Here is a 19,987-nt window from a genome sequence, read left to right on the forward strand (position 1 = left end):
CCTGCCGACTCTCACCTTCGACGTTTGACAGGACCGCTATGTTTACTTTATTGACCAATGCCCGTGTTTTTTCTCCTGAGGATTTAGGCCTCTGCTCCCTGCTCATTCATGCCGACCGAATTGTGGCGGTAGAAAAAGATATTTCATTGTTTGATGGCGTCAACGAGGTCATCGATTGTCGGGGTAAATGGGTTATCCCTGGCATCATCGATCAGCATGTTCATCTTACCGGTGGCGGTGGCGAAGCCGGATTTGCCAGTCGGACACCCGCCGTCAAGGTGCGCGATCTGATTCAAGCGGGTATTACCACGGTGGTTGGCGTGTTAGGCACCGATGCTATTTCTCGTTCGCCCAAAGACCTCTACGCTAAAATGCAGTCTCTCAACCTTGAGGGATTACGCGCGTTTATGCATACGGGAGCCTACGCCGTTCCCAGCCCAACCATTACGCGATCCATCCGCGATGATATGGCCTTTATTCCGGCAATTCTTGGTGTAAAAATCGCCCTCGCCGATCACCGCGGTTCTTACCCCTCTTTCCAGGAGTTGCTGAGGATAGTGAGCGATATTCGCGTCGCTTCCCTGCTGGCAGGGAAAAAAGGCTTGCTGCATGTGCACCTGGGGAATCTGCCGGAAGGGATGTCGCAACTTATTGAGTTGTGTGATGCGGGTATTCCGATTCACCATATTTCACCGACCCATGTTGCAAGAACAGAGCCCTTGTTCGAACAGGCTATTGCTTTCGCCCATCGCGGCGGCCATATCGATGTTACGTCCGGTGGCAGTCGTTTTATGCCTCAGGAGCAAGCGATTCTCCACGCACTCGAAGCACAGGTTCCGGCGGAGCGCATCACGATCAGTTCTGACGGCAATGGCAGCGTTCCGCGCTTTAACGCTCAGGGTATCGTTGAAGGTTTAAGCGCGGCACCGGTCGCAGGCAATCTTAACCTACTTCCTCGCCTGATTGATGTCGGTATTCCGGTGCCGCAGGCCATCGCAATGTTGACGGCAAACGTTGCACGCTCGCTGGGTATTTCCGGGGGCATGCTCTGCGCCGGAGAACGTGCCGATATCTGTGTACTCAATGATGACCTCTCGCTGGCCCATCTGTTTGCCGCGGGTAAACCGTTGCTGCGGGATGGAGAGTGCCTGGTTACCGGCAACTTCGAGTAAGGGGGCAAGAATGTCATTACTACTGGCGCTAATCGCCATCATTTTTGCCGGACGTCTGATCCTCAAAAAATATCACCCCCAGTCGGTACTGTTATTGACCGGGATTGTGCTGTTGCTTATCGCGCATTTTAGCGGAATGACCTCACTCAGTGGCCTGGTGAAAAAAAGCACCGGATTTGGCCCCTTTGACGCCTTTGAGTTTATTCGCGATACCCTGAGCGTGCGTCTCGGCGGCCTCGGGCTGCAAATTATGCTGATTGGTGGTTTCGCCACGTACATGTCAGCCATTGGCGCAAGCCAGGTACTGGTTCGGGTAACATCTCGTCCTTTACAACGGCTGAACTCGCCTTATCTGCTGCTGGGACTGGCACTGCTATTAGGCCAATTCCTGTCGCTGTTTATCAGCAGCGCCACCGGATTGGGTCTGCTGTTGATGGCGACGCTTTACCCATTGCTTACCCGTCTTGGCTGTAGCCGCGCCGCAGTTGCCGCAGTTATCGCCAGTACCTGTGCGGTTGAGTTTGGCCCAGGATCCGGCAACTCGGTTCTCGCCGCCAAAACCGCAGGTATTGAGGTGGTGAACTATTTTGTGCAGGATCAGTTGCCGATCGTTGTGCCCGTCATTCTTTTCATCGCCCTGTTGCATATTGTTGTGCAACGCTTTTTTGACCGTCGGGAAAGTGGCGACAATGCAGCTCAGCAGATGCAGACATTAACGGCAACTGATGAAGCCGACGCACCTATCGCCTGGCTGTTTCTGCCTATGCTGCCGCTGGTATTGATGTTGGTGTGTAGCGATTTAATATTTAGCTCGCTTAAGATTACGCTGGATACCGCCGTACTGATAAGCCTCGCTATTACGCTGGTTTGTGAGTACTGCCGTCATCGCAAAGCGCGCGAGGTGATGGCTGGCGTACAAAAGGTTTTCGACAGCATGGGCAGCGTTTTTGCCACCGTCGTGACGCTGATTATCGCCGGTGAAGTTTTTTCCGCCGGGCTGAAAGCCATTGGTGCCGTCGACGCGCTGCTGTCGCTTTCTGGCGAATTTGGCCTCAGCGCAGCCTCTATTATCCTGCTGATGACCCTAATCACCTTCGCAATTTCAGCGCTGATGGGCTCCGGGAATGCGGCATTTTTCTCCTTCGCCCCCATGGTGCCGGACATCAGCCGTCATATCGGTAGCGATATCGCAGTCATGATGTTGCCTATCCAGATATCGGCGGGTATTGGTCGTACGTTATCGCCGATTGCCGGCGTCATCATTGCTATCGCAGGGATTGCAGGCGTCTCGCCTGTGGATATTGTTAAGCGCACCGCGATTCCGATGCTGGGCGGTTGGCTACTGATGATTGCGCTAACCTTTGCCCGGTCTGGGCATTTGCTGGCGGTTCTGCCGTGGCTGGCAGTCCTTGTACTACTGATGGTCGGTGGTTATTTCTGGCAGCGCCGACGTAAACAGCCGCTTGCCGTATAGTAAAAAAAGCCGGAGTCTCAGACTCCGGCTCTCACTTTCTTCGGGATTACGCCGCTTTCACAGCATCGGCAATACGGTGGGCGAATTCAGTCACCTGCGCTTCGTCTTCACCTTCAACCATCACACGAATTAACGGTTCGGTACCAGACTTACGCAGCAGGACGCGTCCACGGTTACCCAGCGCCGCTTCCACTTCCGCCATCACCGCTTTCACATTTTCATGTTCCAGCGGATCGCCGCTACCTGCGGTGTAACGTACGTTAACCAGCAGCTGTGGGAACATTTTCATGCCGCTGCACAGGTCGTGCAAACTCATATGGTTGCGCACCATCGCCGCCAGCACCTGCAGCCCCGCCACGATGCCGTCACCAGTGGTGGTTTTGTCCAGCAGGATCACATGACCAGAGTTTTCGGCACCGATACGCCAGCCTTTTTCCTGCATTTTTTCCAGCACATAGCGGTCGCCAACTTTCGCCCGAGCAAAAGGAATACCCAGCTGTTTCAGCGCCAGCTCGAGGCCCATGTTGCTCATCAACGTACCTACCGCACCACCACGCAGCTGTCCCTGACGCAGGGCTTCACGGGCGATGATGTACATGATCTGATCGCCATCGACCTTATTGCCTTCGTGGTCAACCATAATGACGCGGTCGCCATCGCCGTCCAGTGCAATACCCAGATCGGCTTTTTCCGCAATCACGCGCGCCTGCAGGGCACGGACGTCAGTGGCGCCGACTTCTTCATTGATGTTCACACCGTTTGGCTCACAGCCAATGGCAATCACGTTTGCACCCAGCTCACGCAGTACATTTGGTGCAATGTGGTACGTTGCACCGTTAGCGCAATCCACCACAATTTTAAGCTCACTCAGACTCAGTTCGTTCGGGAAGGTGCCTTTGCAAAACTCGATATAGCGACCGGCAGCATCAACGATACGGGTAGCTTTACCCAGTTCAGCCGAGTCCACGCAGGTGATCGCTTTTTCCATTTCGGCTTCGATAGCTTCTTCAACCGCATCCGGCAGTTTGGTCCCATCGATGGAGAAGAATTTAATCCCATTGTCATAGAATGGGTTGTGCGAAGCGGAGATAACAATCCCGGCCTCAGCACGGAAAGCACGCGTCAGATAAGCAACGGCAGGTGTTGGCATTGGCCCTGTGAATGAGGCTGAGAGTCCGGCGGCTGCCAGGCCCGCTTCCAGCGCGGACTCCAGCATATAGCCGGAAATACGCGTATCTTTACCGATAATAATTTTACGTGAACCATGACGAGCCAGCACTTTCCCTGCAGCCCAGCCCAGCTTGAGCACAAAGTCAGGAGTAATTGGGGCATCACCTACGCGACCGCGGATCCCATCAGTGCCAAAATATTTACGATTACTCATAGCGTTTTTTTTCCTTTGCAGACAATGTGGCTTCCACCACACGCATCGCTTCTACGGTTTCTTTGACGTCATGGACACGAACGATCTGCGCCCCCTGCATTGCGGCAATCACCGCGCACGCCAGACTGCCACTCAGGCGTTCGGATGGCCCCACATTCAGCAACTGGCCAACCATTGATTTTCGTGACATCCCAACCAGCAGCGGCAGATTAAAATGATGAAACTCCGCCAGACGTGCCAGTAATGTGTAGTTGTGAGTGAGATTTTTACCGAATCCGAACCCGGGGTCGAGCAACAATTTATCTTTTGTGATTCCAGCCCGCTCGCAACGTGCTATTTGCTCAACAAAGTAACGATCTACCTCAGCAAAAACATCCTCATACTTTGGCGCTTCCTGCATGGTTTTCGGCTGCCCCTGCATATGCATCAGGCAAACCGGCAATCCGGTCTCCGCTGCGGCTTCCAACGCTCCAGGCTCCGAGAGTGAGCGAATGTCATTGATGATATGCGCGCCAACTCTGGCGCATTCGCGGATCACTTCGGGCTTTGAGGTATCAACCGAAATCCACACTTCAAAACGCTGAGCAATCGCCTCCACCACAGGGATCACTCGCTGCAACTCTTCTTCAACACTCACATCAGCCGCGCCCGGACGCGTGGACTCACCACCCACATCAATGATAGTCGCCCCGGCGTTAATCATCAGGTTTGCGTGTTTTACCGCCTCAACCAAAGAGTTGTGCGCTCCACCATCGGAAAATGAGTCTGGCGTGACGTTCAAAATCCCCATGACGTGCGGATGGCTGAGATCCAGTGAAGAACCCTGAGCAAAGAGTTTCATAGTTTTATCCCTGGTAAAATCTTGAATATGCAGATAAGAAAAACCCCGGAGCAAGCCCCAGGGTTTTCAATTAAAACACGGTCATCATCAACGATAACTTATTTGTCGCCCAGCTGCTCTGACATAGTGCCAGAGTCCGGCGCACGCGGTTCATCAACCGGACGCGGTGCACTCGGCTTGCCGGTGCTGCCAGAGTTGTTGTTAGAAGAACCCGGTTCTTCCCAACCCGCAGGCGGACGCACATCGCGGCGAGCCATCAGATCGTCAATCTGCGGCGCATCGATAGTCTCATATTTCATGAGCGCATCTTTCATTGAGTGCAGAATGTCCATGTTTTCGTTCAGCAAACGACGTGCACGGTCATAGTTACGCTCAATCAGCAGTTTAACTTCCTGATCGATAATGCGAGCGGTTTCATCGGACATGTGTTTCGCTTTCGCCACAGAACGTCCCAGGAACACTTCGCCTTCTTCTTCAGCGTACAGCAACGGACCGAGTTTATCGGAGAAGCCCCACTGAGTAACCATGTTACGCGCCAGGTTAGTCGCGACTTTAATGTCGTTCGACGCACCGGTAGAAACATGTTCAGCACCGTAGATGATCTCTTCCGCGAGACGGCCACCGTACAATGTGGAGATCTGACTTTCCAGTTTCTGACGGCTGGCGCTGATTGCATCGCCTTCAGGCAGGAAGAAGGTCACACCCAGCGCACGACCGCGCGGGATAATCGTCACTTTGTGCACCGGATCGTGTTCCGGCACCAGGCGACCGATAATCGCGTGGCCTGCTTCGTGATACGCGGTAGATTCTTTCTGCGCTTCCGTCATCACCATGGAGCGACGTTCCGCACCCATCATGATTTTGTCTTTCGCTTTTTCGAACTCAACCATCGACACTACGCGCTTGTTGCCACGAGCAGCAAACAGCGCCGCTTCGTTGACCAGGTTCGCGAGGTCCGCACCGGAGAAGCCAGGGGTACCACGTGCAATGATTGCCGCATCGATATCCGGAGACAGCGGCACGCGACGCATATGCACTTTCAGGATCTGTTCACGACCGCGAACGTCCGGCAGACCAACCACAACCTGACGGTCGAAACGGCCTGGACGAAGCAGCGCAGGGTCAAGAACGTCCGGACGGTTAGTCGCTGCGATAACGATAATACCTTCGTTACCTTCGAAGCCGTCCATCTCAACCAGCATCTGGTTCAGCGTCTGTTCACGTTCATCGTGACCACCGCCCAGACCTGCGCCACGCTGGCGGCCTACGGCGTCGATTTCATCGATGAAGATGATGCACGGTGCCGCTTTTTTGGCTTGTTCGAACATGTCACGCACACGAGATGCACCGACACCCACGAACATTTCCACGAAATCAGAACCGGAAATTGTGAAGAATGGAACCTTCGCTTCACCTGCGATAGCTTTCGCCAGCAGGGTTTTACCCGTACCCGGAGGACCGACCATCAGGACGCCTTTCGGGATTTTACCGCCCAGTTTCTGGAAACGGCTCGGTTCGCGCAGATACTCAACCAGCTCAGCGACTTCTTCTTTTGCTTCGTCACAACCCGCAACGTCAGCAAAAGTCGTTTTGATCTGATCTTCCGTCAGCATGCGCGCTTTGCTCTTGCCGAACGACATGGCACCTTTGCCACCACCGCCCTGCATCTGACGCATGAAGAAGATCCAGACACCAATCAGCAGCAGCATTGGGAACCAGGAAATGAAGATAGAAGCCAGCAGGCTCGGCTCTTCAGGTGGTTCGCCAACAACCTTGACGTTTTTGGTCAGCAGGTTATCAAGCAGCTTCGGATCGTTAACCGGGATGTAGGTCGTGTAACGGTTACTATCTTTCTTGGTAACGTTAATCTCACGTCCGTTGATCTTCGCTTCACGAACCTGGTCCTGATTGACCTCTTGCAGGAAGGTAGAGTAATCAACCTTACGGCCATTAGACTCGCTGGGCCCAAAGCTCTGGAATACTGACATCAGCACAACGGCAATGACCAGCCAGAGAATTAGGTTTTTCGCCATGTCACTCAAGGGATTAACCTCATATTACAACTGTGTTAAAAACAGCGTCAGGATACTCTATATCCAGTTTCTTTCAAACTTTCGTTTGAAATCTGCCGGTTATGGTTTACGCCCGGTCGCTACAATATACACTTCACGCGAACGGGCGCGAGAAGAGTCCGGCTTACGAACTTTGACCTTCGTAAACAGGGAGCGAATCTCTCTTAGATACTCATCGAAGCCTTCGCCCTGGAACACCTTCACTACAAAACTACCACCTGGCGCTAATACATCACGAGCCATTCCAAGCGCCAGCTCTACCAGATACATGGCCCGGGGAATATCCACCGCCGGTGTTCCACACATATTTGGCGCCATATCAGACATGACAACTTGTACTTTACTGTCACCTACGCGTTCAAGTAACGCTTTCAGGACTAATTCATCACGAAAGTCGCCCTGAAGGAAGTCCACACCAACGATTGGATCCATAGGTAAAAGATCGCAAGCGATAATGCGGCCGGTGTTGCCGATCTGCGTAACTGCATATTGCGACCAGCCACCGGGTGCAGCACCGAGATCAACTATCGTCATCCCCGGTTTAAAAATTTTGTCACTTTGCTGTATTTCATCAAGTTTAAACCAGGCACGGGAACGTAACCCCTTTTTCTGCGCCTGTTGAACATATTTATCGCTAAAGTGTTCCTGAAGCCAGCGACTCGAGCTGGCAGAACGCTTTTTACCTGTCATTTCACATTCCCAAAGGGCAGTTCATCGTAACCAATGGTGTAAATTTCTACACAGCTATTTGGTGATATATGGGAGATGGCGGTAGAATGACCCGTTTTCAATCCCAACGTAAGCAAAAATATACGATGAATCTGAGTACTAAACAAAAACAGCACCTGAAAGGTCTGGCACATCCGCTCAAGCCTGTAGTTATGCTTGGCAACAATGGTTTGACCGAAGGGGTACTGGCCGAGATTGAACAAGCGTTAGAGCACCATGAACTTATCAAGGTGAAAATCGCCTCGGAAGATCGCGATACTAAAACCTTGATCGTGGAAGCTATCGTACGCGAAACCGGCGCCTGTAATGTGCAGGTCATCGGCAAAACGCTGGTACTGTATCGCCCGACTAAAGAACGTAAAATCTCGCTGCCACGCTAAGAATATCCCAAAGTTGCACACGAAGTTTGTGTAAAACGCGGGGTTTTCCGCTAGCAGGAGAGCAAAATGCCACGCTCTCTTCGTTGATAAAAGGCCGCTATGCGGCCTTTTTCCTTTCTTTACAATGTATCAACATCTTAACCAAGATGCGAATTACAGGTATTCTACCTTCGTCACTTCATATTCCACTTCGCCGCCCGGCGTTTTGATAACCACGACGTCATCCTGCTCTTTACCGATAAGGCCACGAGCGATAGGCGAGTTCACTGAAATCAGGTTCTGTTTAAAATCGGCTTCATCATCGCCGACAATACGCCAGGTCTGCTCTTCATCGTTATCGAGATTCAACACGGTAACCGTCGCGCCGAAAACAACGCGGCCATTGTTCGGCATTTTAGTAACGTCGATTACCTGCGCGTTGGACAGTTTAGCCTCGATATCTTTAATGCGTCCTTCGCAGAAACCCTGCTGTTCGCGCGCCGCGTGATACTCCGCGTTCTCTTTCAGGTCACCGTGCTCACGCGCTTCAGCGATAGCGGCAATAATTTCAGGACGGCGCACAGATTTCAGAAAATCCAGCTCTTCGCGCAGTTTTTCAGCACCACGTAAGGTCATCGGGATAGCTTGCATTTGTTATACCTCTTGAACATTCCTGTAGGGGGCAGTTGCTCTCACCCCGGCTGCTAAGCCCACCCTGGCGAATGTCATGCCAGAGTCAGAAGCAAAAAAATACCGACCCGGGGCTCAAGGTCCCAGGTCAGCTACAATTCTCTATTTGATGATCATTTTACCCTGGAGTTCCTTATGGGTCATCGTTTACTTTTTGGGGCGTTGCGCCGTAGTATGACGGCCTGTTTCCAGGTTGTTAGCGCGAGATTATGCGATTTTCCAGATTTACCATCGGATTGACTGCCAGTATAGCGTTCAGCGTTCAGGCTGCGAACGTCGACGAGTATATCAATCAGCTCCCTGCCGGGGCCAACCTCGCCCTTATGGTACAGAAGGTTGGCGCACCTGCACCCGCTATTGATTTTCATAGCCAGCAGATGGCGCTGCCGGCCAGTACCCAGAAAGTGATCACCGCGCTGGCGGCATTGATTCAGCTCGGGCCTGACTTTCGTTTTACCACTACGCTTGAGACTAAAGGCAACGTGGAAGGCGGCGTATTGAAAGGTGACTTAGTGGCACGATTTGGTGCTGATCCGACGCTAAAACGCCAGGATATTCGCAATATGGTGGCAACCCTGAAAAAATCAGGCGTGACGCAAATTGCCGGAAATGTCCTGATCGACACCTCTATTTTCGCCAGTCATGATAAAGCGCCCGGTTGGCCCTGGAACGACATGACGCAGTGTTTTAGCGCACCGCCCGCAGCGGCTATTGTCGATAGAAACTGTTTCTCGGTTTCACTCTACAGCGCGCAAAAACCCAACGATCTCGCCTTTATTCGCGTGGCATCTTATTACCCAGTCACCATGTTCAGTCAGGTGCGTACTCTCGCCCGAGGTTCTGCGGAAGCGCAATATTGTGAACTGGATGTGGTTCCCGGCGATCTCAACCGCTATACGCTAACCGGATGCCTGCCCCAACGAGCCGATCCGCTGCCGCTGGCGTTCGCCATTCAGGACGGAGCCAGCTATGCCGGGGCGATTATCAAAGATGAGCTAAAACAAGCAGGTATCACCTACAGCGGTACGCTGCTGCGCCAGACGCTGGTCAACGAGCCGGGAACGGTGGTCGCCAGTAAGCAGTCAGCGCCACTGCATGACCTGCTTAAGATTATGCTGAAAAAATCGGACAACATGATTGCCGATACCGTTTTCCGTATGATTGGTCATGTCCGATTTAACGTGCCAGGCACCTGGCGGGCGGGTTCTGATGCCGTACGCCAGATTTTGCGTCAGCAGGCGGGCGTTGATATCGGCAACACCATTATTGCCGACGGTTCAGGCCTCTCCCGGCATAACCTGATTGCTCCGGCGACCATGATGCAGGTGCTGCAATATATCGCTCAACACGATAACGAGCTGAACTTTATCACTATGCTGCCGTTGGCGGGGCACGACGGCTCCCTGCAATACCGTGCGGGTCTGCATCAGGCTGGTGTGGATGGCAAAGTATCGGCGAAGACAGGCTCGCTGCAAGGAGTCTATAACCTTGCTGGCTTCATTACCACGGCAAGCGGCCAACGCATGGCATTCGTGCAATATTTGTCTGGTTATGCGGTAGAGCCGGCTGACCAGCGTAATCGCCGTATTCCGTTGGTGCGCTTCGAGAGCCGGTTGTACAAAGACATTTATCAGAATAACTAGATTTTGAAGATGCCGGATGGCGCTTACGCTTATCCGGCCTACGCAAACTGGAAACAAAAACCCCGGCAACTTGTCCGGGGTTTTTCATGCGATTAACGCTTGTAGATGAACTCGACGCCTTCGTCGTCTTCTTCGTCCCAATCGTCATCCCAGTCATCTTCCGCTTCGTCTTCGACTTCAGCAAGCTGCTGGCGGTGATAATCATCCCACATGAACTCAACTTTCTCTGGCTGTTTCGCTTCTTCAGCCTGAACAATCGGGTTCTCGATGATAAAGGTCATCACATCCCAGCAAAGATCCTTCACGCCCAGCTGGCTGGCGGCAGAGATCAGGTAATATTTACCTTCCCAGCCCAGCGCTTCGGCGATCGCTTTCGCTTTCTCTTCCGCTTCAGCCTTGTCCATCAAATCAATTTTGTTGAACACTAACCAGCGCGGTTTAGATGCCAGATCCTGACTGTATTTTTCCAGTTCGCCAATAATGATACGGGCGTTTTCTACCGGATCGGAACCGTCAATCGGATCGATATCGATGAGGTGCAGCAACACGCGGCAACGTTCCAGATGCTTCAGGAAGCGGATACCCAGGCCTGCGCCTTCAGCCGCACCTTCAATCAGACCCGGAATGTCGGCAACCACGAAGCTCTTTTCGTTGTCCATACGCACCACGCCCAGGCTCGGCACCAGGGTGGTGAAGGGATAATCAGCGACTTTCGGCTTCGCCGCAGATACTGCACGGATAAACGTCGATTTCCCGGCGTTTGGCATACCCAGCATACCCACGTCTGCCAGCAGCATCAGCTCCAACATCAGATCGCGCTTATCACCCGGCGTACCCATTGTTTTCTGACGCGGAGTACGGTTAACCGATGATTTGAAACGGGTGTTGCCCAGACCATGCCAGCCGCCTTTAGCGACCATCAGACGCTGACCGTGTTTGGTCATGTCGCCCATGGTTTCGCCCGTGCCCTGATCGATAACACGCGTACCAACAGGCACTTTAATCGTGACGTCTTTGCCACGCTTACCGGTGCAATCACGGCTCGCGCCATTCTGACCACGTTCCGCACGGAATGATTTTTCAAAACGGTAATCGATCAGCGTGTTCAGGTTTTCGTCGGCTTCCAGCCAAACGTCACCACCGTCACCACCATCACCACCGTCCGGACCGCCTTTTGGGATGTACTTTTCGCGGCGGAAGCTGACGCAACCATTACCGCCATCACCTGCAACGACCAGAATCGATGCTTCATCAACAAACTTCATTTTACTCTCCGTAAATCATTCGCCTGAGCGGGGTTGCGAAACCACCGTTTCATGCTTACGTAAACCGCCCCAAATTCGATGACCAATGGCGGAATACATCGCGCCCGCAACCACGATAAACGCACCGAGATAACCTAATAGGTTTAGCATCGGTCTGGCGAAGAAATCGGGCCAGGCCAGTGATAATAAATCTGAAAATAACAACGTAAACAGCGGTGTGAGCGTGATAATAGCGCTCACCTGCGCCGCCTGCCAACGCGCCATCGCTTCCGCAAGAGCGCCGTATCCTACCAGCGTATTCAGGCCGCAGAATACCAGGCATGCCAGCTGCCAGTCGCTGAGCTGCGTGATGACACCGGGTTTAGCCAGCGGCAACAACGCAATCGTACATAAAGTGTACAGTAAAAACAGGATCTGCGGTGATGCCAGACGGCGCAATAACACCTTTTGCGCGACCCCATAGCTCACCCAGACCATCGCCGCACCGACACCAAAGATAACGCCCCAGGTGTAATCGGTGAGTCGGGTAAAAATTTCGATCAGACTGGTATTAAAAAACAGGACCAGGCCGCTCAGAAGCATAATGGCGCCAATCACCTGCGTGCCGCGCATCTTTTCTTTCAGGATAAAGACGCTGGCGATCATCATACCAACCGGTGACAGCTGACCGATAACCTGCGAAGCCGTTGGGCTCAAATACTGCAAGGATGAACTAAACAGAATGAAGTTACCGAACAGCCCACCGGTTGCGATAGCCAGCAACACCAGCCAACGCGCTTTGCGAAAAATACGCAATGGAGGGAGCTTTTTTTTAACCGCAAGAATAGCGCCAAGGCCAACGCTTGCCATTAAAAAACGGTAGAACACCACGGTAGGAGGCTCCATCACCTCCAGCACTTGCTTCATTGCTATTGGCAAAGCCCCCCAACATACTGCCGTTGTGAGTGCTAACAGAATACCAATGCCTGCCTGTTGCTTCATGCCGTATTCCCTGCAAGGGCTCGTTTCCGGGTTGTCACGGCGTGACGAGCGTATTTACCGGCCGTCGAATGTAAAAAGCCCCGCAACGTGTTGCGGGGCTTTTATCCGTTACCGGGACGCGAAAAACTTATTCAGCAACGATGCTGATGAATTTACGGTTTTTCGGGCCTTTCACTTCAAATTTCACTTTACCGTCTGCTTTAGCAAACAGAGTGTGGTCTTTGCCGCAACCAACGTTGGAGCCAGCGTGGAATTTAGTACCACGTTGACGAACGATGATGCTACCAGCCAGAACTGTTTCACCGCCGAAGCGTTTTACGCCCAGACGTTTAGCTTCTGAATCGCGACCGTTACGAGTCGAGCCGCCAGCCTTTTTATGTGCCATTTAATCTGCTCCCCTTAACTTAAGCGCTGATGCCAGTGATTTTCACATCAGTGAACCACTGACGATGGCCCTGCTGCTTACGGTAGTGTTTACGACGACGAAACTTAACAATTTTAACTTTCTCGCCACGACCGTGAGCAACAACTTCAGCTTTGATAACGCCGCCATCAACGAAAGGAACGCCGATTTTGACTTCTTCACCGTTTGCGATCATCAGAACTTCTGCGAATTCAACAGATTCGCCAGTTGCGATGTCCAGCTTTTCCAGGCGAACGGTCTGACCTTCGCTTACTCGGTGTTGTTTACCACCACTTTGGAAAACCGCGTACATAAAAAACTCCGCTTCCGCGCACACCTTTTTGATGATTCAGAGTGCGCTATAAATATTCACAATAGGGCGCGAATATTACGCAAAACGCGAGCCTTTGACAAGTGCTACCGTCAATACATGAAGAAAAAAAACACAACACGTACGGTAACGTTTATCTACGGCGTTTTTTCAGTACAATCAGCATATATTTATAACCCTAAACCCGACGTTACCTTCTCACACAGTAAGGTAATCGGGGCGAGAAGCCCGGCTTTTGCGATGAATTTAGAAAAAATCAATGAGTTAACCGCGCAAGATATGGCGGGGGTCAATGCGACAATCCTTGAACAGCTCAATTCTGACGTTCAGTTGATCAATCAACTGGGGTACTACATCGTTAGCGGCGGCGGAAAACGCATTCGCCCAATGATCGCCGTCCTCGCAGCGCGGGCCGTTGGTTACCAGGAAAATGCGCACGTTACGATCGCGGCCCTCATCGAGTTTATCCACACAGCGACCCTGCTGCACGATGATGTTGTGGATGAGTCAGACATGCGCCGTGGGAAAGCTACGGCAAATGCGGCGTTTGGTAATGCGGCCAGCGTGCTGGTTGGCGATTTTATCTATACCCGCGCATTTCAGATGATGACTAGCCTTGGCTCGTTGAAAGTGCTGGAAGTCATGTCGAAAGCAGTCAACGTCATCGCCGAAGGTGAAGTCTTGCAGCTGATGAACGTCAACGACCCAGACATCACCGAAGAAAACTATATGCGCGTCATCTACAGTAAGACGGCGCGGTTGTTTGAAGCGGCAGCCCAATGTTCAGGCATTCTGGCTGGCTGTAGCGAAGAACAAGAAAAAGGGTTGCAGGATTATGGCCGTTATCTCGGTACAGCTTTCCAGTTAATTGACGATTTGCTGGATTACAGCGCAGATGGCGAGCAGTTGGGTAAAAACGTCGGTGATGACCTCAACGAGGGTAAACCTACGCTGCCGCTGCTGCATGCCATGCGCCACGGTACTCCAGAACAAGCGCAAATGATCCGCCAGGCCATTGAGCAAGGTAATGGTCGTCACCTTTTGGAGCCGGTTCTTGAAGCGATGAACGCCTGTGGTTCCCTGGAGTGGACGCGCCAACGTGCAGAAGAAGAGGCAGATAAGGCCATCGCTGCGTTGCAGGTGCTGCCTGATACGCCGTGGAGAGAAGCGCTGATTGGTCTGGCACATATCGCCGTACAGCGCGACCGTTAATTCCCTACAGCATCCTCCCTCATCCCGTGCTCTGCACGGGATTTTTTTATAAGTTCTAGTAACCCCCCCACTCTCCTCCGGATAATCACGCATAACCTTGGCATATTCTGAATATACAGACACTTTACATGAACATTTTAGAACATTCGTTCTTCGGGAGTTATAGTGTCGCCACAACCGATCGTGGAACCGTAAGTCGTTAACCAAAGGAGAGATGAATTTATGGAAAACAAGCTGATTGACTGGCATCCGGCCGACATCATCGCCGGACTGCGCAAGAAAGGGACCTCAATGGCCGCTGAATCACGTAAAAATGGATTGAGTTCATCAACGCTGGCAAATGCGTTAACGAGACCATGGCCAAAAGGTGAGTTGATTATCGCCCGGGCACTGGGAACTGATCCCTGGGTGATTTGGCCGTCACGCTATCACGATGCCAAAACGCATGAGTTCATCGACAGAACGCGGATGATGAGGAGTCGCAGAGAGAAAAAGAATCCGGAATGAACATTGAGCTGTAACCCCCGGCCAACTGAACTGGGGGTTACAAGAGACGTTGACGATTACTCGCCTTTCACGCGCTCAATGTTTGCGCCCAGCGCACGCAGTTTATCTTCGATGCGCTCATAGCCGCGATCGATGTGATAAATACGATCGACCACTGTTGTACCTTCAGCAATACAACCTGCCAGCACTAAACTTGCAGATGCACGCAGATCGGTCGCCATAACCTGTGCGCCTGAGAGTGTTTCCACGCCGTGGCAAATCACGGTATTGCTTTCGATTTCTGCGTGAGCGCCCATACGGCTCAGCTCAGGCACGTGCATAAAGCGGTTCTCAAACACGGTTTCCGTGATGAAGCCGGTCCCTTCTGCCACCAGGTTCAGCAGCGTGAACTGGGCCTGCATATCGGTAGGGAACGCCGGATGCGGCGCAGTACGCACATTAACCGCTTTCGGACGTTTGCCGTGCATATCAAGGCTGATCCAGTCGTCGCCGACTTCGATATCCGCACCCGCATCACGCAGTTTCGCCAGAACGGCATCCAGTGTGTCCGGTTGTGCATTACGGCAGATAATTTTGCCACGAGAAATTGCCGCCGCCACCAGGAAGGTACCGGTTTCGATGCGGTCTGGCAGAACGCGATACACACCGCCGCCGAGACGCTCAACGCCTTCGATCGTAATACGATCGGTGCCCTGGCCAGTGATCTTCGCGCCCAGCGCAATCAGGAAGTTCGCGGTATCCACAATCTCCGGCTCGCGCGCAGCGTTTTCGATGATGGTGGTGCCTTCGGCAAGCGTTGCTGCACACATGATGGTGACAGTCGCACCGACGCTCACTTTGTCCATGACAATATGCGCGCCTTTCAGACGGCCATCAACAGACGCTTTCACATAGCCTTCTTCCAGCTTGATAGTCGCGCCTAACTGCTCCAGACCGGTAATGTGCAGGTCCACCGGACGCGCGCCGATGGTGCAGCCGCCCGGTAGTGAAACCTGGCCCTGACCAAAGCGGGCAACCAGCGGCCCGAGCGCCCAAATGGATGCACGCATGGTTTTCACCAGATCGTACGGCGCACAGAAGACGTTCACATCACGCGCATCAATGTGCACGGAACCATTACGCTCAACTTTCGCACCCAGCTGGCTCAACAGCTTCATTGATGTGTCAACGTCCTTCAGTTTCGGGACGTTTTGGATCTCTACAGGTTCTTCAGCCAGCAGCGCCGCAAACAGGATCGGCAGTGCGGCGTTTTTAGCGCCTGAAATTGTGACTTCGCCCTGGAGCTTGGTTGGCCCCTGAACACGAAATTTATCCATTATTCTGTTCTCTGTTTAGAATTTATCTTCGCTACCGGCACATCACCCGTAGCTCAAAAACCGTTAAGTTTGCGATCGCGCGCCCATTCCGCTGGGGTAAACGCCTTAATCGACACGGCATGAATGCGGTTGTCCGCAATGTACTCCATCAACGGGCCATAGACCGATTGCTGCTTCTTGACCCGGCTCATGCCTTCAAACATCTCACCCACGGCAATAACCTGAAAGTGACTGCCGTCGCCAGAAACGTGGACTTCCTGGAGGGAGAGTGCATTCATCAGCACGCTCTGAATTTCATTATTTTCCATGGGCTCTTCATTCGTCAGATAGTGAAAACAGCCCAACATCTTAGAGCAAAGTGGCGCTGTCATAAATAAGCAAAAAGCCTCGCTGATAAATCAGACAAGGCTTTAGTGGCAGATCCCCCTCAGGGGTTTTGCCGGATAGCGGCACAAGACCTTATCCGGCCTGGAAAAATTAACGCGGAAGGACGTCGTCAGGCAAATTGTAAAGCTGCGCCAGCGTGTACACTTTATCGTTAACACCAGTGAGCGAAACGCTGTTTCCCTGCTGCTTGCCTTGATTAATCAGATGCAACAGTAACGCCAGACCGCCGGTATCTACCCGGGATACCTGGTTCAGATCGATGCAGGATACCCCTTTCATCGCCTCAATTCGCGCATCCCATAAGGGATTTAACACGTCCTGATCCAGTTCTCCCACCAGCACCAGCTTGTCGCCTTCGCGCGTCCAGGTGAGTGACTGCGTCATTATTTTTTCTCTTCCAGAGTGATTTTCTGCTGAGAAATAGATTTCAGCTGTGCCGTCAGGCCATCAATACCTTTGGTACGCAGCAGGTCGCTCCACTCATTTTGTTTGGTGGTGATCATACTTACGCCTTCGGCGATCATGTCATACGCCTGCCAGTTACCGGTCTGGGAGTTTTTACGCCACTGGAAATCCAGACGTACCGGAGGACGACCGTTTGGATCGATGATGGTTACGCGGATAGGTACGATGGTCGCATCACCCAACGGCTGCTCAGGGGCAATCTGATAGGTCTGGCCGTGGTACATCGCCAGTGCCTGGCCGTAAGCCTGCTTCAGATATTCACGGAATGCAGCAAAATAGGCTTCACGTTGGGCAGGAGTCGCATCTTTGTAGTAACGGCCCAGCACCAGCGCGCCGGCATACTTAACCTGCACATAAGGCAGCAGTTCCTGATCGACGACCTGACGCAGGTAATCGGGGTTGGAACGGATTTTTGGTTGCTCGTTTTTCAGACGGTCAAAGGTCTTTTGCGCCGCCTCATCCATCAGTTTGTACGGGTTAGTCTGGTCTGCTGCGGTTGCCGCGCTAAGTGGAGCAATCACCAGCATAGCCACCATCATCAATCGTTTAAACATACGTCGATTCTCCTGATATTATTTCGTTGCGCCCGCAGGCGTAGTGGCTTCATTATTGCCTTCAGTTGCGGCTGGCGCATCGCCAGAATTCTTATTGTCATCACCTTTGCTGTTGCTGTTGTAAAGGAACTGACCAATCATATCTTCCAGCACCATCGCGGATTTCGTGTCCTGAATCGTACCGCCATCTTTGAGGATAGACGTTCCCAGCTCAGGATCTTCAAAACCCACGTTCAATGCCAGATACTGTTCGCCCAGCAGACCGGAAGTACGGATGCTCAGAGAACTGGTGTCAGGAATATGGTTAAAACGCGATTCGATTTCCAGCGTCACGCGCGGCAGGTACGTTTTCGGATCTAACGAGATGTCCGATACGCGTCCAACTACCACCCCGCCAATCCGCACCGGAGAACGCTCTCTCAGGCCGCCGATATTATCAAAGGTCGCATAAATCGTGTAAGTCGGTTCAGTACGCATTGAGGTAACGTTCGCCGCCTTCAGGCAGACAAACAGCGCAGCCAGCAGCGCAACCAGCAGGAATAACCCGACCCAAATTTCATTTTTTTTCGTTTGCATGAACTCAATTCCCAAACATCAGTGCGGTCAGCACAAAATCCAGCCCCAGAACGGCAAGAGAGGCGTGCACAACGGTGCGTGTCGTTGCCCGGCTAATCCCGGCAGAGGTCGGGATCGCATCATAACCATTGAACAATGCAATCCAGGTGACCGTAATGGCGAACACCACGCTCTTAATCAGACAGTTGACCAGGTCCAGACGCCAGTCGACGGCATTTTGCATAGCCGACCAGAAAAAGCCCGCATCAATACCCTTCCAGCTTACGCCAACCAGTGAACCACCCCAGATCCCCACGGCGACAAATATAATCGTTAGCAGCGGCAATGAAATGACACCGGCCCAAAAACGCGGAGAGATCACCCGGCGCAGTGGATCGACGGCCATCATTTCCAGGCTGGAAAGCTGCTCGGTCGCTCTCATCAGACCAATCTCTGCGGTTAAGGCCGATCCGGCCCGCCCGGCAAACAGCAGCGCCGCAACAACCGGCCCCAGCTCACGTAACAATGACAGCGCCACCAGCATACCGAGGCTGGTTTCCGCACTGTAGGTCGTCAGCACCAGGTATCCCTGCAATCCCAACACCATACCGATGAATACGCCTGACACAATAATGATCAGCATCGATAAGACACCGACATTATAAAGCTGGCGTATCAGCAGCGGCGCATGTTTGCGAAACTCCGGTTTGCCGACAACCGCATTGAACAACATTAATCCGGCTCGCCCGAACGTCCTGAGGGTTTTTATTCCTCGATGTCCGAGTGATGCCAGCGCATTTAACAACATGGGTGGCTTAACTCCCTGTTTAGAGTAAATCGATATGGTAGTCACCCGCCGGGTAACGGAACGGAACCGGTCCATCGGCAATGCCGTCAAGGAACTGGCGTACGCGCGGATCGGCATTTTCTTGTAGTGCCTGAGCACTACCGTAGGCCACTATTTTTTTGTCCGCCATTATATAGGCGTAATCCGCAATACTCAGTACTTCAGGCACATCATGGGATACCACCACACAGGTGACACCCAGCGCACTGTTCAGTTCTGAAATCAACTTCACCAGCACGCCCATGGTGATGGGATCCTGACCGACGAACGGCTCATCAAACATAATGAGGTCAGGCTCCAGCGCGATAGCACGCGCTAACGCAGCGCGGCGCGCCATCCCGCCGGATAATTCAGAAGGCATTAATTTGGCCGCACCCCGCAGACCAACGGCTTCGAGCTTCATCATCACCGTGCTCTTCAGCAACGGCGCTGGCAACGTCGTATGCTCGCGCAGAGGGTACGCAACGTTGTCAAACACATTCATGTCGGTAAATAGCGCACCTGACTGAAACAGCATACTCATGCGCTTACGCACGGTAAATAAACGCGAACGGGACATGGCCGGGACGTTCTCACCGTCAAACAGAATCTCGCCCTTATCCGGTGAGATCTGTCCGCCAATCAGACGCAACAGCGTCGTTTTGCCGATGCCTGATGGCCCCATGATTGCCGTCACTTTACCGCGCGGTACCGTCAGGGAAATATTATCAAAGATGCAGCGGTCACCCCGGGAAAAGCTGACATCGCGCATATCGACTAGATTCGCCACAGACTGCCCCATTGATTCATCCTTTACTATT

The 19,987-nt window shown here is 52.6% G+C and carries 22 protein-coding genes; 6 read left to right on the top strand and 16 right to left on the bottom strand.

All coding sequences use genetic code 11. From position 1 onward, the window contains the following. Positions 1–38: 38 nt before the first annotated feature. Both iadA and dcuC read left to right on the top strand, forming a co-directional pair. Positions 39–1,172: a beta-aspartyl-peptidase gene (gene iadA / locus SK34_RS08890; protein WP_048232877.1), complete on the top strand. Its 1,134-nt coding sequence runs from the start codon at positions 39–41 to the stop codon at positions 1,170–1,172. 10 nt (positions 1,173–1,182) lie between these two features. Beyond that, on the top strand, positions 1,183–2,646 hold the full coding sequence (dcuC, locus tag SK34_RS08895) for a C4-dicarboxylate transporter DcuC (RefSeq protein ID WP_016151051.1): 1,464 nt from the start codon (positions 1,183–1,185) through the stop codon (positions 2,644–2,646). Positions 2,647–2,692: 46 nt separating this feature from the next. On the opposite strand, the gene glmM is transcribed toward dcuC, so the two are convergent. The 4 genes from glmM to rlmE form a co-directional block, all read right to left on the bottom strand. Beyond that, entirely contained in the window at positions 2,693–4,030 is a 1,338-nt protein-coding gene (gene glmM / locus SK34_RS08900) for a phosphoglucosamine mutase (protein WP_003025008.1), read from the bottom strand. After that, positions 4,023–4,871 (bottom strand): dihydropteroate synthase, encoded by an 849-nt coding sequence (gene folP / locus SK34_RS08905; RefSeq protein ID WP_003025010.1) that lies wholly within the window; start codon positions 4,869–4,871, stop codon positions 4,023–4,025. Before folP ends, glmM begins: the two co-directional genes overlap by 8 nt. 98 nt (positions 4,872–4,969) lie before the next feature. Then, on the bottom strand, positions 4,970–6,904 hold the full coding sequence (ftsH, locus tag SK34_RS08910) for an ATP-dependent zinc metalloprotease FtsH (protein ID WP_003025013.1): 1,935 nt from the start codon (positions 6,902–6,904) through the stop codon (positions 4,970–4,972). 99 nt (positions 6,905–7,003) lie between these two features. After that, on the bottom strand, positions 7,004–7,633 hold the full coding sequence (rlmE, locus tag SK34_RS08915; RefSeq protein WP_003025015.1) for a 23S rRNA (uridine(2552)-2'-O)-methyltransferase RlmE: 630 nt from the start codon (positions 7,631–7,633) through the stop codon (positions 7,004–7,006). Between the two features lie 125 nt (positions 7,634–7,758). Between rlmE and yhbY the strand changes: the two genes are divergently transcribed. After that, on the top strand, positions 7,759–8,052 hold the full coding sequence (yhbY, locus tag SK34_RS08920) for a ribosome assembly RNA-binding protein YhbY (protein WP_003025016.1): 294 nt from the start codon (positions 7,759–7,761) through the stop codon (positions 8,050–8,052). A gap of 153 nt (positions 8,053–8,205) precedes the next feature. Here yhbY and greA read toward each other — a convergent pair whose 3' ends face one another. Beyond that, positions 8,206–8,682 carry a transcription elongation factor GreA gene (gene greA / locus SK34_RS08925; RefSeq protein ID WP_003025019.1) on the bottom strand — a complete coding sequence of 159 codons (477 nt, stop codon included), beginning with the start codon at positions 8,680–8,682 and terminating at the stop codon, positions 8,206–8,208. A gap of 248 nt (positions 8,683–8,930) precedes the next feature. On the opposite strand from greA, the gene dacB reads away from it, so the two are divergent. Then, positions 8,931–10,364, top strand: a complete 1,434-nt coding sequence (gene dacB / locus SK34_RS08930) for a serine-type D-Ala-D-Ala carboxypeptidase (RefSeq protein WP_003839958.1) — start codon at positions 8,931–8,933, stop codon at positions 10,362–10,364. A gap of 92 nt (positions 10,365–10,456) precedes the next feature. Here dacB and cgtA read toward each other — a convergent pair whose 3' ends face one another. From cgtA to rplU, 4 genes are all read right to left on the bottom strand, one after another. Further along, positions 10,457–11,629, bottom strand: coding sequence for an Obg family GTPase CgtA (gene cgtA, locus SK34_RS08935; protein WP_003025024.1), 1,173 nt, complete (start codon positions 11,627–11,629; stop codon positions 10,457–10,459). A gap of 15 nt (positions 11,630–11,644) precedes the next feature. Next, complete coding sequence (locus SK34_RS08940; RefSeq protein WP_003844844.1) at positions 11,645–12,610, bottom strand: DMT family transporter; 966 nt, start codon at positions 12,608–12,610, stop codon at positions 11,645–11,647. 127 nt (positions 12,611–12,737) lie between these two features. Further along, positions 12,738–12,995, bottom strand: coding sequence for a 50S ribosomal protein L27 (gene rpmA / locus SK34_RS08945; RefSeq protein ID WP_003025030.1), 258 nt, complete (start codon positions 12,993–12,995; stop codon positions 12,738–12,740). 19 nt (positions 12,996–13,014) lie between these two features. Continuing rightward, positions 13,015–13,326, bottom strand: coding sequence for a 50S ribosomal protein L21 (gene rplU, locus SK34_RS08950; RefSeq protein ID WP_003025032.1), 312 nt, complete (start codon positions 13,324–13,326; stop codon positions 13,015–13,017). A 258-nt stretch (positions 13,327–13,584) separates the two neighbouring features. On the opposite strand from rplU, the gene ispB reads away from it, so the two are divergent. Together ispB and sfsB are read left to right on the top strand one after the other, a co-directional pair. Next, entirely contained in the window at positions 13,585–14,556 is a 972-nt protein-coding gene (gene ispB / locus SK34_RS08955; RefSeq protein ID WP_003025033.1) for an octaprenyl diphosphate synthase, read from the top strand. A 222-nt stretch (positions 14,557–14,778) separates the two neighbouring features. Then, the gene (gene sfsB, locus SK34_RS08960; RefSeq protein ID WP_003839952.1) at positions 14,779–15,063 is read left to right on the top strand and encodes a DNA-binding transcriptional regulator SfsB; all 285 of its coding nucleotides are present in this window, start codon (positions 14,779–14,781) and stop codon (positions 15,061–15,063) included. Between the two features lie 56 nt (positions 15,064–15,119). Here sfsB and murA read toward each other — a convergent pair whose 3' ends face one another. From murA to mlaF, 7 genes are all read right to left on the bottom strand, one after another. Beyond that, the gene (gene murA, locus SK34_RS08965; RefSeq protein WP_003839949.1) at positions 15,120–16,379 is read right to left on the bottom strand and encodes a UDP-N-acetylglucosamine 1-carboxyvinyltransferase; all 1,260 of its coding nucleotides are present in this window, start codon (positions 16,377–16,379) and stop codon (positions 15,120–15,122) included. Positions 16,380–16,432: 53 nt separating this feature from the next. Next, entirely contained in the window at positions 16,433–16,687 is a 255-nt protein-coding gene (ibaG, locus tag SK34_RS08970; RefSeq protein WP_003025040.1) for a BolA family iron metabolism protein IbaG, read from the bottom strand. A gap of 169 nt (positions 16,688–16,856) precedes the next feature. Further along, positions 16,857–17,150, bottom strand: coding sequence for a lipid asymmetry maintenance protein MlaB (gene mlaB / locus SK34_RS08975; protein WP_003025045.1), 294 nt, complete (start codon positions 17,148–17,150; stop codon positions 16,857–16,859). Next, a complete protein-coding gene (gene mlaC, locus SK34_RS08980) occupies positions 17,150–17,785 on the bottom strand; it encodes a phospholipid-binding protein MlaC (RefSeq protein ID WP_003025047.1) in 636 nt (211 codons plus the stop codon). The genes mlaB and mlaC overlap by 1 nt, the downstream gene beginning before the upstream one ends. Positions 17,786–17,803: 18 nt before the next feature. After that, positions 17,804–18,361 carry an outer membrane lipid asymmetry maintenance protein MlaD gene (gene mlaD / locus SK34_RS08985; protein ID WP_003025050.1) on the bottom strand — a complete coding sequence of 186 codons (558 nt, stop codon included), beginning with the start codon at positions 18,359–18,361 and terminating at the stop codon, positions 17,804–17,806. Positions 18,362–18,365: 4 nt separating this feature from the next. Further along, entirely contained in the window at positions 18,366–19,148 is a 783-nt protein-coding gene (mlaE, locus tag SK34_RS08990; protein WP_003025053.1) for a lipid asymmetry maintenance ABC transporter permease subunit MlaE, read from the bottom strand. 19 nt (positions 19,149–19,167) lie between these two features. After that, the gene (mlaF, locus tag SK34_RS08995; RefSeq protein ID WP_003025057.1) at positions 19,168–19,968 is read right to left on the bottom strand and encodes a phospholipid ABC transporter ATP-binding protein MlaF; all 801 of its coding nucleotides are present in this window, start codon (positions 19,966–19,968) and stop codon (positions 19,168–19,170) included. Positions 19,969–19,987: the final 19 nt, after the last annotated feature.

The organism is Citrobacter sp. MGH104 (assembly GCF_001034485.1).
Taxonomy (GTDB): domain Bacteria; phylum Pseudomonadota; class Gammaproteobacteria; order Enterobacterales; family Enterobacteriaceae; genus Citrobacter; species Citrobacter freundii.

Coding starts and splice junctions, on each gene's coding strand:
- iadA (WP_048232877.1), top strand. CDS start 39: ATGTTTACTTTATTGACCAATGCCCGTGTTTTTTCTCCTGAGGATTTA.
- dcuC (WP_016151051.1), top strand. CDS start 1,183: ATGTCATTACTACTGGCGCTAATCGCCATCATTTTTGCCGGACGTCTG.
- glmM (WP_003025008.1), bottom strand. CDS start 4,030: ATGAGTAATCGTAAATATTTTGGCACTGATGGGATCCGCGGTCGCGTA.
- folP (WP_003025010.1), bottom strand. CDS start 4,871: ATGAAACTCTTTGCTCAGGGTTCTTCACTGGATCTCAGCCATCCGCAC.
- ftsH (WP_003025013.1), bottom strand. CDS start 6,904: ATGGCGAAAAACCTAATTCTCTGGCTGGTCATTGCCGTTGTGCTGATG.
- rlmE (WP_003025015.1), bottom strand. CDS start 7,633: ATGACAGGTAAAAAGCGTTCTGCCAGCTCGAGTCGCTGGCTTCAGGAA.
- yhbY (WP_003025016.1), top strand. CDS start 7,759: ATGAATCTGAGTACTAAACAAAAACAGCACCTGAAAGGTCTGGCACAT.
- greA (WP_003025019.1), bottom strand. CDS start 8,682: ATGCAAGCTATCCCGATGACCTTACGTGGTGCTGAAAAACTGCGCGAA.
- dacB (WP_003839958.1), top strand. CDS start 8,931: ATGCGATTTTCCAGATTTACCATCGGATTGACTGCCAGTATAGCGTTC.
- cgtA (WP_003025024.1), bottom strand. CDS start 11,629: ATGAAGTTTGTTGATGAAGCATCGATTCTGGTCGTTGCAGGTGATGGC.
- SK34_RS08940 (WP_003844844.1), bottom strand. CDS start 12,610: ATGAAGCAACAGGCAGGCATTGGTATTCTGTTAGCACTCACAACGGCA.
- rpmA (WP_003025030.1), bottom strand. CDS start 12,995: ATGGCACATAAAAAGGCTGGCGGCTCGACTCGTAACGGTCGCGATTCA.
- rplU (WP_003025032.1), bottom strand. CDS start 13,326: ATGTACGCGGTTTTCCAAAGTGGTGGTAAACAACACCGAGTAAGCGAA.
- ispB (WP_003025033.1), top strand. CDS start 13,585: ATGAATTTAGAAAAAATCAATGAGTTAACCGCGCAAGATATGGCGGGG.
- sfsB (WP_003839952.1), top strand. CDS start 14,779: ATGGAAAACAAGCTGATTGACTGGCATCCGGCCGACATCATCGCCGGA.
- murA (WP_003839949.1), bottom strand. CDS start 16,379: ATGGATAAATTTCGTGTTCAGGGGCCAACCAAGCTCCAGGGCGAAGTC.
- ibaG (WP_003025040.1), bottom strand. CDS start 16,687: ATGGAAAATAATGAAATTCAGAGCGTGCTGATGAATGCACTCTCCCTC.
- mlaB (WP_003025045.1), bottom strand. CDS start 17,150: ATGACGCAGTCACTCACCTGGACGCGCGAAGGCGACAAGCTGGTGCTG.
- mlaC (WP_003025047.1), bottom strand. CDS start 17,785: ATGTTTAAACGATTGATGATGGTGGCTATGCTGGTGATTGCTCCACTT.
- mlaD (WP_003025050.1), bottom strand. CDS start 18,361: ATGCAAACGAAAAAAAATGAAATTTGGGTCGGGTTATTCCTGCTGGTT.
- mlaE (WP_003025053.1), bottom strand. CDS start 19,148: ATGTTGTTAAATGCGCTGGCATCACTCGGACATCGAGGAATAAAAACC.
- mlaF (WP_003025057.1), bottom strand. CDS start 19,968: ATGGGGCAGTCTGTGGCGAATCTAGTCGATATGCGCGATGTCAGCTTT.